The sequence below is a fragment of the Marisediminicola sp. UYEF4 genome, from assembly GCF_040546025.1.
Taxonomy (GTDB): Bacteria; Actinomycetota; Actinomycetes; order Actinomycetales; family Microbacteriaceae; genus Marisediminicola.
On sequence record NZ_JBEPNA010000011.1, the window covers coordinates 1 to 16147 of the forward strand.

A 16147-nucleotide genomic window follows, 5' to 3' on the forward strand; every position below is an offset into this window, starting at 1 on the left:
AAGAAGCCACCCGTTCTCCGGCCCACGATCGTCACCGCGCGACGCCAGAGCCAACGCCGCCCGCCACGTCACCCGATTCCGACCCGCGCACCTAGAAGGTTTGACGGGGTCTGAGCGGCTGGCGCGGCACACCCTCGAAGGGTGGCGCGTCCCGTCCGTCTGCGTGCGGTTCGCCCCGGGCTATAGCAGGGCGTCGATGCCGAGGGCCTCGGCGGCCTGCTTCGCTCGTATCGGCATCCAGGCCACCGTTCGCGCGATCGTATCCGTTTGCAGGCGCGGTGGCAGGTCGGAGGCGACATCTGACATGACGTCCGAAATCTCGATCAGGTAGACGGCCACGAGGGCCAGCAGGTCATCGCGATCCATTCCGCATCGTCGCGCGATCAAGCCCAGCTCAAAGCGTGCGACATCGCGGGCCAGGTAGCTCGCGCCGTACCGCACCGCCAGCTCTCGTTCCCCAGCCCGTTTCAACAACGAAGGCACATCCAGGGTCAGGTCGTTGCCCAGATAGGGCAGCGCGGACGAGGCGTCGTACAGCGGAGTAAGTCTCGCTCCGCCTGACTCCAGGAAGAGCGAGTGGTTCTTCGTATGCGCGTCCGTCGACAAGACTATCCAGGAGAAGAGGAGCATCGCGGCGTAGCGTCTGCGGGAATCGTCGTCGGCGACCTTCTCGAGCAAGCCAGCAATCTCGTCGACGCCCGGTCCGCCGTGTTTCTCAAACTTCAGGAGCCTGGGTTGTCCCAGAGCCTGCAGGATGTCCTCTTGATGCAGCCGGACGGTCCGGTCACCTTCGATTCGCCGGTCGAAGCGTTCGACCATGAGAGAGTGCTCGCCGCCGTGTTCGAAGAGTTCGACGGTTGCGGCAGGAATACCGAGGAGATACGCGGTGCGCATGACGAGGTACTCGATGAGTTCGCCGTCCTGGACGCCGGTGACCTGGGGCTTGAACAAGTGGGTTGATCCGTCGGCGCCGGCGGTTTCGAACCAGGCGCCACCGTGCCGGGCAAGAGAGAATTTCGTCTGGGCGCCGCCGAGCGAGAATTGCCCAGAGGCGGGCATGGAGTCGTCGTGCCACGCGGTGTCATCCTCTCGCAACAAACGGATTCGATCTGCGATCTCGCTATGGGAGATCGGCCGACGACTCGAGATCTCTGGTTCGCCCGCGCGGCGAAAGGACGCCGCCCCCGCGACATCCTGGCCATACTCTTGAAGCAAGTAGAAGGGTTCCACGGTGTCCAGCCCGGCGTCGTTTGCCCAGCGCTGCCGCACCTCCGGATTGTCCGGCAGTAAGTTGTCGACGAAGCTGGCGACGACCCTGCCGGTGTGCCTCCTCTGTCGCAGGGGGAGCGACAGAGATAGCGGGATCGCCTCATCGGCGCTCGACCATGCGTCGTCGTATTCAAGTACGTAGTCTTCGACGGCCCGGCGTTGCAGACGTCCGACCCGATAGCCATAGAGGACGACGTCAAGCGGGTCAGTCATCCTGGGCTCGGGGGTTCAGTCTCGCTGAATCGAGTTGTCGGATCGCGTCACGCATGGCCACCAGCTCGTCCTGCGAGGGGATCTGACGGACCGCCTCCAACGAGCGTCTCAGCACGTCCATGTTCAATTGCGGCATGTCGATCTTGGGAACCGCGTACTTCTTGGGCCGTGGGGACAGCGGTGAATCAGCGGACACTACCGGATCGGCGCGCACGATGAGGTTGAGCTCGCGTAGGACGGCGAAAACCTTCGCCAATGACACGTCAGAGCTATCGCGCTCGAATCGGACCAACCACTGGCGGGTGACCCCAGCGCGCTTGGCCAGTTCTTCTTGCGAGTGACCGAGTTCGCGGCGGCGCAGTCGTGCGACCGCACCAAAGTCATCAACTGTGCGGATCCGCATCATGCTCCTCGAGTGCCCAACACCACGTCATGTCGCTTTCGTGTTACATCATCAAATGTAACGCACAGCGTACATTTATGAATTGTAACGCAAATCGTACATTTGTAAAATGTAACGCAAACCGTACATTCAACCCAGTGTTGCATGGATGCGACAGGTCCCCACCGTTTTTCGATCAGTCGCCGTGCCGCCGCGGGTGAAGGCTGATCGGGCGTGGCATGGTTTCGGCCGACCGCCGGGGCCCCGCGGACGCTGCCGGAAACCGATGGGTTCGTCCGCCATATCTGTTAACTTCATCGAGAACGTACGGCCGGACCGTGCGTTGCCGATGGCACTGGACGCTCACCGCGGGTGGCGAGCACCGGTCGCATTCCACGCCAGCACTCGGTAGTCCTCGCCTGCCGAACCTTGAATCACCCGCTGAATGCACGCAATGCGTTGAGGACGTCGACGGCGAGATATGCGCCACTGACTCACCTGCTCCTTTCATTCCTGGATCAGGTGACGAGCACTGCCTTGTAGAGTTCCACAGCGTCTCGCTGGCGAGCGATCTCGTAGACCGTGTGTTCCGGCAAATTGACCCCGCGACGATCCCGTCGCGATCGAGAGCGCACGGCCGTCCGGTCGTCGACCAGCACTAGCGTGGAATCGCTGCCCGACCAATCGCTGAGGCGTGGAAGGGCTGAGGATACGCACCGCCCACGCTCGATTCTTGATCCCGACCGATTCGACGACGGCAGATGATCGGCCTGGTGCCGCGAGAAGGGTAGCGGGCTGTGCCCGGACCAACAGCGAACACTTTGATAGCCGCTCCACGTCCTGGAAGCACATCAGGTCGACCGTGTTATTAGCGATCAGTTGAACGGTCCGTCAATCGCCCACGCTATCCCGACCGCGCTGTCGGCACTTCGCTGCGCACTGATTCGAGGTCGCCTTGGTCGAGGTAGTTGTATTGGTTCCAGGCTCGTTCGAGGATCGGGTTCTTGCCGGTGTCGCGGAGGTCCTTCATGACGCTCACCAACGACCAGGTCCGCTTTTCCGGGTCTGCGAGCACGGTCTGTAGTAGGTCGACGGCTTCGAGCTCATCGAGGCAGGCGAAGTGCTCAAGCTCGCGGAGCGACATGACCTGGGCCGCGGTGGTGCCGTGCGCGCCGTACTCAGGCAGGATGCTGGCGTTGCCGAGGTAGAACGGTTCGGCGGTCACGATCAGCCCGATCACGGGCCGATCGGCTGGGACGTGCGCGAATGCGACGTGCCTGTTCTGGATCAGCGCGGCGGTGCGGTCGATCTGCTCCCGCGCTTTGCCGAGCGATCGAGCGACGACCGTGCCCAGCGAGGCATCGGCTGCTTTGGCGCCGAGAGTCATGCGCGCGCTCTTGCACTCGACCAGCACCACGGCACGCTCGGTGACCCAGATCCAGTCGACGGACTTGTCGCCTTTGCCATAGCTGATCTCGCCCTCGACGTGGTCACCGGCGATCAGCCGGAGTTGCCGCCCGACGTACTGCTCGACGCGGCCTCCGAGGTTCTCCGCGAACGGCAACCCCCACTTCTTCATACCGACGTAGTACAGGTTGGTAGGGAAGATTGCGCGCGAGACGAGCATGCTCTGCGGTGCCCAGACACCGGCCCGGCCGAGGTCAATCAGGGGGCGGGCAACGAAGGGATTGAAGGCGAAGCGTTGCCGGTGCCCGGCCACGGGCGGAGCCGCGCCGTGCAGCGCGCGTGCGCCATCGATTGTCGTGGTGAAGTGGCGGATAAGCTGCACCGGCTCGGCACGCGGCGCTACCCGGTTGAACACCAACTGCATGTGCGGGGCGTCTAAGAGGATGAAGTCGATGAAGCCGCTGTTGTGTGTCACCCAGGCGTGCAGGATCAGCGCTGCACGGGCGACCTCGCCAAGGCCGATCCCGAACACCTCATCCCAGGGGATCGGTGTACCAAGCGTGGGGTCTCCGAATAGTGCCCAGACCCGGGAGAGTTCCTCGAATTCCGACTCGCCATATCCGAATTGCTCGTAGACGAGCGGCGTCATAATGTCCGAGAGGCTCGGGTCGTCTTCCGGCTCGTAGGCATCATTGAAGCAGTTGTAGAGTCGCGCGAAGTCCGACTCCGTCGGTGTACCGCCGTGTCGCCATTCGTTGGAGTGGAGCACCGATTCGCGGGCCATCGCCGAGGCGGCCCATGGCCAACGTCCGTCATTGAGGCGGCCGCGACCGACGATCAGCGGATCGAGCTGGGAAGTATGTGCGGCGAGCGCGGGCAGGAACCTCGACGGCGGGAACCGGCGCACAGCTTGACGGAATTCGCTGTAGCGAGGCGACGAGCGTTCGAACGGCATGCCCTAACGGTATTCCGGAGCACCGACACGTGGTCGTCCCGGCCGACCGCCCACGCGCATGGGGAACTGGACGGCGACGGATGAGCAGTTGTAGCGTATAAGTTTTGATCAGCGCGCGCTAAGGGGCGCTAACGTCGTTGCGGTCGGCATCGATCCAGTCAGGTAGGAACCGGAGTCGAGCGGCACGCTCCGTTCGACCTCGTGGCCCGTTGGAGTCCGCTACCCAGAGTTCTGACCGGTAGCTATCGCTGTTCTGCCTGGCGCGCCGGTCCTTTACCTGCCATAAACCCACTCCGAAGTCGCCCCAAACAGTCCAAGCTCGACCGTAGAGTGGATCACGTAACGAAGCCCGAGATCCCCGTGATTCCGGGGGAGTAGCGCCTCAGATAGCCTGCAAACGGTGGGTGAAATCGCCTCCAGTGGGTTCTGGATTCAAGTCCCAGGGGGTGCACAGCGAAGCTCGTCGATTTACACCCGGGGCAACCACCCGACGCGCGGCACGAGATCTACTCGGCGCTCGCCAGGGCCGTTCTTTCCGCGCAGTCCGCGGCGCCCCCGGACGATCCGTGAGCCTCGCTCCAACTGGGGGTCTCGGCGCCACCACCTCGGCAGTTCGGGGGTGCAGAAATGGTGAAGCCGTCGGCGGGAAATCGGCGGCGGAACCGCTCATCACCCGCTCGGTGGAGCACGTCCGGCGTTATCGCGGACGCGGTGACGACATCGCCGGGGGCAACGATGGGCTCGAGAACACCGACAACGGGTGACGCTACACGTCGAATTCTCGGAACCGCCCTCCTCGCAGCCGCCCTTCTCGCGACGACCCTCGTGCCGACCATCGCGCCAGCCGCGGCGGCCGCGACCGGAGCGGACCGGTTCTCCTCACGCTGCCGACGGCGCTGCCGGATTCGGTAAAGACCGAACTCAACCGGCTGAGACCGCAGAAGATCATCGTCGTCGGCGGCACCGACCGCTTTGCGGCCTCTCAGGGTGTCGTCAGCGACGCCTTCGGAGCGATCGGCGCGACGAGGGTGTATCTGGCAACGGGAGCGAACTTCCCGGATGCTCTCGCGGCGAGTGCGGCGGCGGGAAAGCTCGGCGGCGCCGTACTCCTGGTGCAGGGGACCGCGAGCGGTCTCGATGCGACGACCGAGGCCCTCATCCTGCGCCTCAAGCCCATCGACGTTGTCGTGGTAGGAGGACCGGCGTCCATGTCGGCCGGGATACTGGCCGATGCGAAGGCACTGGGGTTGCCCGGCGGCGCCTTCCGGCTCGGAGGCACCGACCTGACCGAAACGAGACGTCGAAGAACATCAACAACGAGGCGTTCGAGGACGCGGAGTCCGTCGACCTCGCAACAGGCGCCAAGTTTCCTGATGCACTCGCGGGCGCGCCGCGGGCGGGAAGCGTCGGCTCGCCGCTGTACGTCGTGCCGGGCGTGTGCGTGCCGGCGGCCACACTTGCCGAGATCCGCAGGTTCGCACCATCGCGCATCGTGATTCTCGGCGGAGTGCAGGCGGTCGCACGGGCCGTCGAGACGCTCACCTCCTGCTGAGGCGCCCGAACGCACGGATGGGCCGGTCACGGGTGCGACCGGCCCATCGCAGCAGACGGGTGAGGCTACTTCTTCTCGCCGAAGACGTCCTTCTCCATCGCGTCATAGCCCTCGGCCTGCGGATCCCTGTGCAGGCCGCCGCTCAACGCGTACTCCTCCTCGGGCGAGAGCACGAGCTGGTGGCGTCCGTAGAGAGCGAAGCCCGCAAGGATGACCGCGTACACGATGATGATCCCGATGATGGCCGGCTGGAACGCCTCGTTGAGCAGGAAGCCCAGGAAGATCAGCGCGGAGATCACTGCGGCGGTCACCGCACCGGGCACGCCCCACGGGCTGACGTAGGGACGGGCAACGTTCGGGAACTTCCGTCGCAGGATAACGAACGAGACCATCTGCAGGAAATACGCGAGCACAGCACCCCAGACGGCGATGTTCAGGATGATCGCGCCGGCGACCGCGCCGGCACCCTCGCTGACCGAGGCGAGCACTTCCAGTACGAGGAGCGCCACGAAACCGATCACCGCGCCGACGAGAAGTGCGACCCACGGGGTCTGGCGCTTGCCGGTGAGCGAGAAGAACTTCGGGTAGTACCCGGCTCGGGAGAGCGAGTACATGTTGCGGCCGTAGGCGAACATGATGCCCTGAAGCGAGGCGAGTAGCCCCACGAGGGCGAACAACGCGAGGACCGCGGCCAATTCGTCGCCGACGATGGCGCGGAAGCCGTCGAGCAGCGGCTCGAGAGAGACGCCCGTCGCCTCCGCCCCGAGGATCCCGGTGTTGAGAACAAGGATGAGCAGGCCCGTCGCGATGAGGGTTGCCCGCGCCCACAGGCCCGCCCGCGGGATGTCCCTGGACGGGTTGTGGGACTCCTCGGCGGCGAGCGGGAGCTCCTCGATGCCGAGGAAGAACCACATCGCGAAGGGGAGCGCAAAGAGGATGGGCACAACGCCGTGCGGGAGGAAGGTGCTCTGGCCCTCGTCCGGCGGGATGTTGAACAGGTTGTCGACGCTCCAGAGGCCAGAGAATGCCGCCATCGCCGAGAAGACCAGAAGGATGGCGATGGAGATAATCGAGACGATGATCGCGAATTTGAACGAGATCGCGGCTCCCGCCGAGTTGAGGGCGATGAATACGGCATAGAGGATCAGCCACCAGATCCACATGTTGCCGTCGAGGGAGAAGCCGAGAAGCTCGCTCGTGATCCCGTCGGCGTATTGCGCGGAGAAGTAGACGATGACGGCGGTCGTCGCGACGTACTCGATCGTCTCTGCCAGCCCGGTGACCAGGCCGCCCCACGGCCCCATCGCCGATCGGGCGAAGGAGTAGGCGCCGCCGGTGTGCGGCATTGCCGCCGCCATCTCACCGATGCTGAAGATGAGGCCGTAGTACATGACCACGAGGATCGCGAAGGCGATCACCATGCCGCCGAAGCCGGCGAAGTCGACCCCGAAGTTCCAGCCCGAGAAGTCACCCGAGATGACGGCGGCGACGGCGAGTCCCCACAGTCCCCAGACTCCTGCGGATCTCTTCAGCGATCGTTTCTCGAAGTACCCGTCGGCGGCTGGCGTGTAGGTGACGCCGGAGGTGGAGCGCTTGCCTGAATCTGTCATGAGTTTTTTCTCCCAGAGGCGGTGCGGAACCGGTAGAGATCGCGGGTGGTCTCGCCCGCGAGTGGATCAGAGTTGATTGGAGCGTACTGGTCTATTGGTACCCGCTGTCTACCTTTGGACGTTAATATCTTGTGACAAACACGCCGAGCACACCGCGTGCGCTGTGGTGTAATGGTCGGACGTTGCCACTCGGGCAACCTCGCGGGGCTCGACGAGGAGACAAGATCATGGCAGGACGAACCGGAATGATCACCACGGACGAGCTCAACCCGCTCATCGACGCCGGCGAGATCGACACCGTGATCGTCGCGTTCACCGACATGCAGGGCAGGCTCGTGGGCAAGCGCGTCGCCGCGAGATTCTTCAAGGACGAGATCTCGTCGCACGGCGCCGAGTGCTGCAACTACCTGCTCGCCGTCGACGTCGAGATGAACACGGTCGACGGCTACCGAATCTCATCGTGGGAGAAGGGGTACGGCGACATGGCCATGATCCCCGACCTCGCGACCATGCGGCTCGTGCCCTGGCTGCCGGGCACTGCGCTCGTGATGGCCGACCTGACCTGGCTCGACGAGGCGCCCGTGCGGCCATCGCCCCGCGAGATCCTCAAGGCGCAGACTGCGCGGCTCGCCGACCTCGGTCTCGTGGCCCAGATCGGCACCGAGCTGGAGTTCATCGTCTTCGACGACAGCTACCGCGACGCCTGGAAGAAGGGCTACACGGGCCTGACCGCCTCGAGCGACTACAACATCGACTACGCGATCCTCGCCTCGACCCGCATGGAACCGCTGCTGCGCGACATCCGGGTGGGGATGGAGGGCGCCGGGCTGTACTGCGAGGGCGTCAAGGGCGAGTGCAACCTCGGCCAGCAGGAGATCGCCTTCCGCTACGACGAGGCCCTGGTCACCTGCGACAACCACTCGATCTACAAGAACGGGGCGAAGGAGATCGCCGACCAGCACGGCAAGTCGATCACCTTCATGGCGAAGTACGACGCCCGCGAGGGTAACAGCTGCCACATCCACATCAGCCTGCGCGGCACCGACGGCAGCGCCGTCTTTGCCGACGAGGATGCCGAGTACGGCATGTCGAAGATGTTCCGACACTTCCTCGCCGGCCAGCTGACAGCCATGCGCGAACTGACGCTGTTCTTCGCGCCCAACATCAACTCGTACAAGCGGTTCGTCGAGGGCTCCTTCGCCCCCACGGCCGTCGCTTGGGGCCTCGACAACCGCACCTGCTCGCTGCGCGTCGTCGGGCGCGGGCACAGCATGCGCGTGGAGAACCGCGTGCCGGGCGGCGACGTCAACCAGTACCTCGCGGTCGCCGCCCTCATCGCGGGCGGCCTCCACGGCATGGAGAACGAGCTCGAGCTCGAGCCACTGCTCGAGGGCAACGCCTACGGCAGTGCCGCGCCGCGCGTGCCCGCGAGCCTGCGTGAGGCGGCCGAGCTCTTCGGCGGCTCGGCCATCGCCCGCGCGGCCTTCGGCGACGACGTCGTCGAGCACTACCTCAATAACGCGGCCATCGAGGTCGCGGCGTACGACGCGGCCGTCACCGACTGGGAGAGGGTTCGCGGCTTTGAACGGCTCTGACAAGCAACCCTCCGCGCCGATCATCGGCATCACCACCTACCTGGAACCGGCCCACATGGGCGTCTGGGACGTGCGCGCCGCCGTGCTGCCCGAGGTGTACCTCGATTCGGTCATCGCTGCGGGGGGCATCGCGGTGCTGCTGCCGCCGCAGCCGGTCACCGACGAGATCGTCGACCGGGTGCTCGACTCGCTCGACGGCCTCGTGCTGAGCGGGGGAGCCGACATCGACCCCGGCCTCTACGGACAGGAGCCGCACGAGGCGACCGCCCCGCCCCGGGTCGACAGGGATGCGTGGGAGCGGGCGCTCATCACGAGGGCGATCGCGCGGCAGATGCCGTTCCTCGGCATCTGCCGAGGCGCCCAGATGCTCAACGTCGCGCTCGGCGGCACGCTTCACCAGCACCTGCCCGAGATCGTCGGCAGCACGAAGTACCAGCCGGCCCCCGCCCAGTTCGGGCCGGTCGACGTCGAGGTGACCGGGAACAGCCGTCTCGCGGAGGTGCTCGGCCAGACCGCGTCGAACCTCAACGTTCTCTGCTACCACCACCAGGGCATCGACCGGGTGGCCGACGGCCTCACGGTGACGGCGGTCTCCGAGGACGGCGTGATCGAAGCCGTGGAACTTGGGGCGGTGCCGTTCGGCATCGCCGTTCAATGGCATCCGGAGCAGGATGCCGCCGACCGACGACTCTTCGAAGGACTGGTGAGGGCAGCACGATGACCACCACGACACTCATAAATCCGGCCGACGAAACTGTGATCGGCACGATCGAGCACAGCACGATCGAGCAGGTCGACGAGGCGATCGCGCGGGCGACACTCGCCCAGCTCGGCTGGGCCGCACTCGCGCCCGCCGATCGCGCCGGCGCGCTGCGCCGGTTCGCGTCTGCCGTCGACGGCGCGATCGACAACCTCGCGGCCCTCGAGGTGACGAACTCCGGGCACCCGATCGGGCAGGCGCGCTGGGAGGCCGGCCACGTGCGCGACGTGCTGAACTACTACGCCGCCGCGCCCGAGCGGATGCTCGGCCAGCAGATCCCCGTCGCTGGCGGCATCAACGTGACCTTTCTGGAGCCGGTCGGGGTCGTCGGCATCATCGTGCCGTGGAACTTCCCGATGACGATCGCGAGCTGGGGGTTCGCACCCGCGCTCGCCGCGGGCAACGCCGTCGTGGTGAAGCCCGCGGAATGGACCCCGCTCACCGCGATCCGGCTCGGCGAGCTCGCGCTCGAGGCGGGGCTGCCTCCCGGTCTGTTCCAGGTGCTGCCGGGCAAGGGGTCGGTGGTCGGTGAGCGGTTCGTCACGCATCCCGGGGTCGGCAAGATCGTCTTCACCGGCTCGACCGAGGTCGGCAAGCGGGTGATGGCCGGATGCTCGGAGCAGGTCAAGCCCGTCACGCTTGAGCTCGGCGGCAAGAGCGCCAACGTGGTGTTCGCCGACGCCGACCTGGAGAAGGCAGCGGCGACCGCCCCCTACTCCGTGTTCGAGAACGCCGGCCAGGACTGCTGCGCGCGCAGCCGGATCCTGGTGCAGCGGAGTGTGTTCGATCGGTTCCTCGAGCTGCTCGAGCCTGCGGTGAAGGCCGTGAAGGTGGGCCAGCCCGGCGACGCCGACACGGAGATGGGACCGCTCGTCTCGCGCGCCCACTTCGATTCGGTCGCGGCCTACGTTCCCGATGACGCGAGAGTCGCCTTCCGCGGGAGCGCGCCCGACGGCCCCGGCTTCTGGTTCCCGCCGACCGTTCTGCTCCCCGCATCCGACACCGACCGAACGGTCTCCGACGAGATCTTCGGCCCCGTCGTCACGGTGCAGGCCTTCGACGACGAGGCCGACGCGATCAGGATGGCCAACGCGAGCCAGTACGGTCTCTCCGGCTCGGTCTGGACCCGCGATCTCGGTCGCGCCCTGCGGGTCTCGCGCGGCATCGCGAGCGGCAACCTCTCGGTCAACTCCAACTCCTCGGTGCGCTACTCGACCCCGTTCGGCGGGTTCAAGCAGAGCGGGCTCGGGCGCGAGCTGGGGCCGGATGCCGCGGAAGCGTTCACCGAGACCAAGAACGTCTTCATCTCGACCGTCGATTGAACCAGGAGCAGCCATGACAGTCACACCCCTCGATCTCACCCAGCGCCTCGCCGGCCGGGTCGCGGTCATCACCGGCGGCGCGAGCGGGATCGGCCTCGCGACGGCCAGGCGCCTCGCGGCCGAAGGCGCGAAGGTCGTCATCGGCGACCTCGATGTCGCGACGGGCACCGCGGCGGCCAAGGAGGTCGGCGGAATCTTCGTCCAGGTCGACGTGACCGACGAGGCTCAGGTCGACAACCTGTTCGCCGCGGCCGACGAGGAGTACGGCTCGGTCGACATCGCGTTCAACAACGCCGGCATCTCGCCGCCCGACGACGACTCGATCGAGACCACCGGGCTGCCGGCCTGGCAGAAGGTGCAGGACGTCAATCTCAAGTCGGTGTACCTGTGCTGCCGCGCGGCCCTGCGCTACATGGTGCCGCAGCGCAGCGGCTCGATCATCAACACCGCCTCCTTCGTCGCCGTGATGGGGTCGGCCACGAGCCAGATCTCGTACACCGCGTCGAAGGGCGGGGTGCTCGCGATGAGCCGCGAGCTCGGTGTGCAGTTCGCCAGGCAGGGCATCCGGGTCAACGCCCTGTGCCCGGGCCCCGTCGACACCCCGCTGCTGCGCGAGCTGTTCGCGAAGGATGCCGAGCGCGCGCAACGGCGCCTCGTCCACATCCCCATCGGCCGGTTCGCCCGCGCCGACGAACTCGCCGCCGCCGTGGCCTTCCTCGCGAGCGACGACTCCTCGTTCATGACCGCGACGACGTTCATGGTCGACGGCGGCATCAGCGCCGCGTACGTGACACCCGTGTAGTCATGTCCGATCCGGGGGGAGAGTCGCATCCGACGGTCGCCGACGATGCGCTGTTCCGGCCGGTACGGGCCGGCAACGCGTTCGAGGACACAGTCGCGCGGCTGCTGCAGGCGATCCGTCTGGGCATCGTCGCGCCGGGTGAGGCGCTGCCGGCAGAACGTGACCTCGCCGCCCGCTTCGCAGTGAGCCGGGACACCGTGCGCGAGGCGATCAAGTCGCTTGCCGATGCGGGCTTCGTGGTGTCGAAGCGGGGCAGGTACGGAGGCACTTTCGTGTGCGAGACGCTCCCACCGCGCGGGGTTGCAAATGCCGTCGAGGAGGCGGCGCAGCCGCACGAGGAGATTACGGCGGCCGAGATCGACGACGTGCTGGGCCTTCGCGAGATCCTCGAGACGGGCGGTGCGCGCGCATCCGCCGCCCGCCCCCTCGCGGCGGCGGAGCGCGACATGCTGTGGACCCGCCTGCAGGAGACCGCCGAGTCGCCGGTGGAAGACTATCGGCGGCTCGACTCCCGGCTGCACCTCACCATCGCCGAGCTCGCCGGCTCGCCGTCACTCGTGCCGCTCATCGCCGACAACCGCACGCGAGTGAACGACCTGCTCGACCGAATCCCGCTGCTCGATCCCAACATCGCGCACTCCAACCAGCAGCACCGGGCGATTGTCATCGCAATCCTCACCGGCGACGCCGAGCTCGCCGAGAGCGCGATGCGGGAGCACCTCGACGGGTCCGCCGCTCTGTTGCGCGGGTTCCTCTCCTGAGCCCCTGTTTAATGGTCGCGTCCGCATCGCACGATCCGACCGAAGGGCAAGCGCCATGCCAGAACTGAGCCCATGGCTGGAGGTGGTCGTCGCGGTCGTCGCCGCGATTGCCGTCGCCGTCGTCATCACGGCGGTTGCCGCGCTCGCCCTGCGGCTCGCGGGGCGGCGAAGGGCCTGGCCCAAGGTGCTGGTGGCGCGCGCCCGCATCCCGTTCCGCATCACTCTCACGGTCGCCCTTGTCTGGATCGCGGTCGAGCTGACACTGCCGGGCGGGGACTGGCGGTTCCTGGTGACGCTCGCTTTCCGGGTCGCCTTCATCATTGCCGTGGCGTGGCTCATCGCCGCCGCCGCGATCTTCCTCGAGGACATGGGCCTCGGCCGCTACCGGCTGGACGTACCCGACAACCGCGTCGCGCGGCGGATGCAGACCCAGGTGGCGCTCCTGCGCCGGCTCACGATCGTGGTGGTGGTCATCCTCGCCCTCGGCGCGATCCTGCTGAGCTTCCCCGGTGTCGAGACCCTCGGCGCAAGCATCCTCGCCTCGGCCGGTCTCCTCAGCATTGTCGCGGGGCTCGCGGCCCAGTCGAGCCTCGCCAATGTCTTCGCGGGCATCCAGCTTGCCTTCAGCGACGCGATCCGCATCGACGATGTCGTCGTGGTGGAGGGGGAATGGGGGCGCATCGAGGAGATCACCCTCACGTACATCGTCGTGCACCTGTGGGACGACCGGCGCCTCGTGCTGCCGTCGACGTGGTTCACGACGAACCCGTTTCAGAACTGGACGAGGCGCACCTCCGAGCTGCTCGGCGCCGTGGAGTTCGACCTCGACTGGAGCGTCTCGCCCGACCGCATCCGGGACGAGCTGACCCGGATCCTCGCCGGCACCGAACTGTGGGACCGCCGGGTGTCGGTGCTGCAGGTGACGGACGCCGTCGGCGGCTACGTGCGCGTGCGGATCCTCGTGACGGCGGTCGACGCGCCGACCCTGTTCGACCTGCGGTGCCTCGTGCGCGAAGAGATCGTGGCGTGGCTCACCCGCGAGAGCCCCGAGTCGGTTCCGCGCGACCGGGTGCAGCTCAGCCGGTCGGATGCGGCGGCGGACCGGCATCCGGTCACGGCGCAGCCCGAGCCCGTCGCCGGCACCGGGACGGCCGCCCGTGGCGGTGCCGGCCTCTTCACCGGGGACGACGATGCCAAGGCACGAGCCGGCCACTTCACGGGTGCCATCTCGCTGCCCGGGGAGGAGCGCGACGAGGGGCGCGCCGGGCCAGGCGTGTAGCCGCACCAATGATGATGGTCGGAGGCGTCGCCCACGCGGACACCACGACTTCACCGTCGAGTTCACGGCGGCGGCCAATGCAGTAGGTCACAGACGTCGCCGCCGTCATCGCGTGGGCCTTTCGGGTGGGCTCAGGTCAGACGTCGCCGCGCAGCACCCGGTATGCGCTCTCGCGATCCGTGAGTGAAAGCTTTCGGAGGACCGCGCAGACATGCACCCGCACCGTCGTCGGCGAGAGGAACAGCCTGCTCGCGACATCCTTCGTCGACACGCCGTCGGCGAGCAGCTCCATGACCTCCCACTCGCGCGCACTGAGCTTGCCTGCCGCCGCCGACTCGCGCGCGAACCGACGCGTCTTGGGGTCGCGGAACTCGTCGAGGATCCGCATCACGAGTGCGGGCGACATCGCGGCCTCGCCGGCGAGCACCGCGCGGAGCGCGCCGGGGAGCGCCGCCGGGTCGGTGCCCTTGAGTACGTAGCCGGATGCGCCTGCGCGAAGCGCGTCGAACAGATCGTCGCTCCCGGTCGACTGGGTGAGCATCACGATCGCGGTCTGGGGCACTGTCCGCCCGATCTGCTGGGCGGCATGGATCCCCCCGCCCGGCATATGAATGTCGAGGGCAGCGCGGACCCGCGATCGTATGTGAGCGTGGTCGTCGGCGATGACGACGCGGATGTGCGGGTCTACCATTCGACCGTCACGACGCTTCCGGTGCCGGTCTCGGCGGCGACGCTGAACGCGCCGGGCAGGCCCCGCGCGCGGTCGCGCATGCTGATGAGTCCGTAGCCGGCACTCCCGGCGACGGCACGGGCGACATCGAATCCCGAGCCGTTGTCTTCGATGGCGAGGCTGCGGAGGGCGTGCGCCTCGCCCAGACGCAGGCGAACGCGCTTCGCATCGCCGTGGCGCACCGCGTTGGACATCGCCTCCCGCGTGATCCGCATGAGCGCGTGCTGCTGGGCGGGATCGACCCTGATCGAATCGTCGAGGTCGACCTCGAGATCGACACCGTAGCGCTCGGCGAGCTCCGTCGCCGCGCGGCGAAGCGTGAAACTCAGCGGCTCGTCGCCGGTGCGGCCGAGTGCCTGGAGGGCCGCTCGCGCCTCGTCGAGTGCCCTGTCCGTCGCGTTGATGATGTGGATTCCGGATGCGACGTGCGGGGGGATCGAGTGCGCCTCGGAGCGGATGAACGCGAGCTCCTGGATCACGCCGTCGTGGAGCTCCCTGGCCAGTCGTCGCCGGTCGTCGAGCACGGCGGCGTGGGCGTTTCAGTACTGGCGGATCTCCCTCGTCGCCCCGACGAGCAGCAGGAGGTAGCACCCGGTGCGCAGGATGTCGCCGGTGTAGAGCCAATCGGTATAGAGCGAGGGGAACAGAACATAGTTGATGCGGGCGAACCCACCGAGCGCACACGCGGGCCCGAGCCAGCGGACCAGTTCGTCGCCGCGCCGGGCCGGCTGCGTCGCGAACGCGATCGAGGCGACGAGGAAGCTCAGAGCGGCTAGGCCCTGCGCGACGAGCAGCACGGGGTGGCCCGTCAGGATCGCCTTCTGCGCCGACGCCGGAACGAAGCTCTGGTCGAATGCGACGGGGAGCACGTCCCCGACTGCCCAGAGCGCGAGCGACACGACCGCGATGAGGGCGACGGGAGCGAGCGCGTGGAGCCTGCGAGGGGTGAGCCTTCTCGTCAGGCGCGGGTCGGAGAGGGCCGCGGCGACGATCAGGAGCGCGCCGGCGAGCCGGATCGCCAACGGGAGCCAGATGTCGAGGGTGCCGGCATCCAGCCCGCCGACGGGCGAGGTAACCCAGGACAACCCGAGGCCGGCGGCAGCGAGCAGCATGAGTCCGTTGAACAGGAGGAGGTCCTGCCAGGTGCCGCTGCGCTGGTAGCGGCCGTAGACCAGGTAGGCGACGAGCAGGGCGACGCAGGCGTCGACCGAGTCGAGAACGAGGTGCAGCGACGGGTTGCGGTAGCCGAAGACCAGGTACGGGCTCCAGATGATGAGCGCGGTGACCGTGATCCCGGCGATCCACGCGGCGGCCGTGAGGCGCGCCGAACTGGTTCGCGGCCAGAGCTGCCTGGAGTCGCGAGCGTTCCGGGGTCGGGTGGTACCCATGGAACTGCCTAGGTTCGTTAAGTGAGCAGGCCGTTCGGTCGACCCGTTCGGGTGGGGTGAGCCTACCTCCGCATGTTGGGCGGCGGTGAGTCCCCGAGCGGGCGCCACGTCAGCAGGCCCGA

General features: G+C 67.2%; 13 protein-coding genes and 2 pseudogenes. 8 read left to right on the plus strand and 7 right to left on the minus strand.

From position 1 onward, the window contains the following. Positions 1-180: 180 nt before the first annotated feature. The 3 genes from ABIB15_RS10630 to ABIB15_RS10640 form a co-directional block, all read right to left on the minus strand. Entirely contained in the window at positions 181-1482 is a 1302-nt protein-coding gene (locus tag ABIB15_RS10630) for a HipA domain-containing protein (protein WP_354478084.1), read from the minus strand. Then, positions 1475-1888, minus strand: a complete 414-nt coding sequence (locus ABIB15_RS10635) for a helix-turn-helix domain-containing protein (protein WP_354478086.1) — start codon at positions 1886-1888, stop codon at positions 1475-1477. Before ABIB15_RS10635 ends, ABIB15_RS10630 begins: the two co-directional genes overlap by 8 nt. Positions 1889-2768: 880 nt before the next feature. After that, on the minus strand, positions 2769-4226 hold the full coding sequence (locus tag ABIB15_RS10640; RefSeq protein ID WP_354478089.1) for a hypothetical protein: 1458 nt from the start codon (positions 4224-4226) through the stop codon (positions 2769-2771). A 947-nt stretch (positions 4227-5173) separates the two neighbouring features. Between ABIB15_RS10640 and ABIB15_RS15295 the strand changes: the two are divergent. Continuing rightward, a pseudogene (locus ABIB15_RS15295) lies at positions 5174-5242 on the plus strand (hypothetical protein); the annotation flags it as partial. Positions 5243-5523: 281 nt separating this feature from the next. Next, a pseudogene (locus ABIB15_RS10650) lies at positions 5524-5778 on the plus strand (cell wall-binding repeat-containing protein); the annotation flags it as partial. A gap of 65 nt (positions 5779-5843) precedes the next feature. Here the strand turns inward: ABIB15_RS10650 and ABIB15_RS10655 are convergent. Beyond that, entirely contained in the window at positions 5844-7388 is a 1545-nt protein-coding gene (locus tag ABIB15_RS10655; protein WP_354478091.1) for an amino acid permease, read from the minus strand. 227 nt (positions 7389-7615) lie between these two features. Here ABIB15_RS10655 and ABIB15_RS10660 point away from each other — a divergent pair, with 227 nt between their 5' ends. The 6 genes from ABIB15_RS10660 to ABIB15_RS10685 are packed head-to-tail and all read left to right on the plus strand — an operon-like array spanning position 7616 to position 13907. After that, the gene (locus tag ABIB15_RS10660; RefSeq protein WP_354478094.1) at positions 7616-8983 is read left to right on the plus strand and encodes a glutamine synthetase family protein; all 1368 of its coding nucleotides are present in this window, start codon (positions 7616-7618) and stop codon (positions 8981-8983) included. Then, complete coding sequence (locus ABIB15_RS10665) at positions 8970-9704, plus strand: gamma-glutamyl-gamma-aminobutyrate hydrolase family protein (RefSeq protein WP_354478096.1); 735 nt, start codon at positions 8970-8972, stop codon at positions 9702-9704. The genes ABIB15_RS10660 and ABIB15_RS10665 overlap by 14 nt, the downstream gene beginning before the upstream one ends. Continuing rightward, positions 9701-11065, plus strand: coding sequence for an aldehyde dehydrogenase family protein (locus ABIB15_RS10670; protein WP_354478099.1), 1365 nt, complete (start codon positions 9701-9703; stop codon positions 11063-11065). The genes ABIB15_RS10665 and ABIB15_RS10670 overlap by 4 nt, the downstream gene beginning before the upstream one ends. Before the next feature lie 13 nt (positions 11066-11078). Then, positions 11079-11867 carry a 3-oxoacyl-ACP reductase gene (locus tag ABIB15_RS10675; protein ID WP_354478102.1) on the plus strand — a complete coding sequence of 263 codons (789 nt, stop codon included), beginning with the start codon at positions 11079-11081 and terminating at the stop codon, positions 11865-11867. A gap of 2 nt (positions 11868-11869) precedes the next feature. Next, positions 11870-12628, plus strand: coding sequence for a FadR/GntR family transcriptional regulator (locus tag ABIB15_RS10680; protein WP_354478104.1), 759 nt, complete (start codon positions 11870-11872; stop codon positions 12626-12628). Positions 12629-12683: 55 nt separating this feature from the next. Continuing rightward, a complete protein-coding gene (locus ABIB15_RS10685; RefSeq protein WP_354478106.1) occupies positions 12684-13907 on the plus strand; it encodes a mechanosensitive ion channel family protein in 1224 nt (407 codons plus the stop codon). Between the two features lie 136 nt (positions 13908-14043). Here ABIB15_RS10685 and ABIB15_RS10690 read toward each other — a convergent pair whose 3' ends face one another. The 3 genes from ABIB15_RS10690 to ABIB15_RS10700 are packed head-to-tail and all read right to left on the minus strand — an operon-like array spanning position 14044 to position 16025. Continuing rightward, positions 14044-14598: a LuxR C-terminal-related transcriptional regulator gene (locus ABIB15_RS10690; RefSeq protein WP_354478109.1), complete on the minus strand. Its 555-nt coding sequence runs from the start codon at positions 14596-14598 to the stop codon at positions 14044-14046. Next, positions 14592-15161: a sensor histidine kinase gene (locus ABIB15_RS10695; protein ID WP_354478111.1), complete on the minus strand. Its 570-nt coding sequence runs from the start codon at positions 15159-15161 to the stop codon at positions 14592-14594. Before ABIB15_RS10695 ends, ABIB15_RS10690 begins: the two co-directional genes overlap by 7 nt. A 15-nt stretch (positions 15162-15176) precedes the next feature. Continuing rightward, the gene (locus ABIB15_RS10700) at positions 15177-16025 is read right to left on the minus strand and encodes a hypothetical protein (protein WP_354478114.1); all 849 of its coding nucleotides are present in this window, start codon (positions 16023-16025) and stop codon (positions 15177-15179) included. Between the last annotated feature and the right edge of the window lie 122 nt (positions 16026-16147).

Excerpts from the sequence above, each read along its gene's own strand:
- ABIB15_RS10670 (WP_354478099.1), top strand. The coding sequence starts at position 9,701 with ATGACCACCACGACACTCATAAATCCGGCCGACGAAACTGTGATCGGC.
- ABIB15_RS10675 (WP_354478102.1), top strand. The coding sequence starts at position 11,079 with ATGACAGTCACACCCCTCGATCTCACCCAGCGCCTCGCCGGCCGGGTC.
- ABIB15_RS10630 (WP_354478084.1), bottom strand. The coding sequence starts at position 1,482 with ATGACTGACCCGCTTGACGTCGTCCTCTATGGCTATCGGGTCGGACGT.
- ABIB15_RS10690 (WP_354478109.1), bottom strand. The coding sequence starts at position 14,598 with ATGGTAGACCCGCACATCCGCGTCGTCATCGCCGACGACCACGCTCAC.
- ABIB15_RS10635 (WP_354478086.1), bottom strand. The coding sequence starts at position 1,888 with ATGATGCGGATCCGCACAGTTGATGACTTTGGTGCGGTCGCACGACTG.
- ABIB15_RS10660 (WP_354478094.1), top strand. The coding sequence starts at position 7,616 with ATGGCAGGACGAACCGGAATGATCACCACGGACGAGCTCAACCCGCTC.
- ABIB15_RS10685 (WP_354478106.1), top strand. The coding sequence starts at position 12,684 with ATGCCAGAACTGAGCCCATGGCTGGAGGTGGTCGTCGCGGTCGTCGCC.
- ABIB15_RS10640 (WP_354478089.1), bottom strand. The coding sequence starts at position 4,226 with ATGCCGTTCGAACGCTCGTCGCCTCGCTACAGCGAATTCCGTCAAGCT.
- ABIB15_RS10680 (WP_354478104.1), top strand. The coding sequence starts at position 11,870 with ATGTCCGATCCGGGGGGAGAGTCGCATCCGACGGTCGCCGACGATGCG.
- ABIB15_RS10700 (WP_354478114.1), bottom strand. The coding sequence starts at position 16,025 with ATGGGTACCACCCGACCCCGGAACGCTCGCGACTCCAGGCAGCTCTGG.
- ABIB15_RS10655 (WP_354478091.1), bottom strand. The coding sequence starts at position 7,388 with ATGACAGATTCAGGCAAGCGCTCCACCTCCGGCGTCACCTACACGCCA.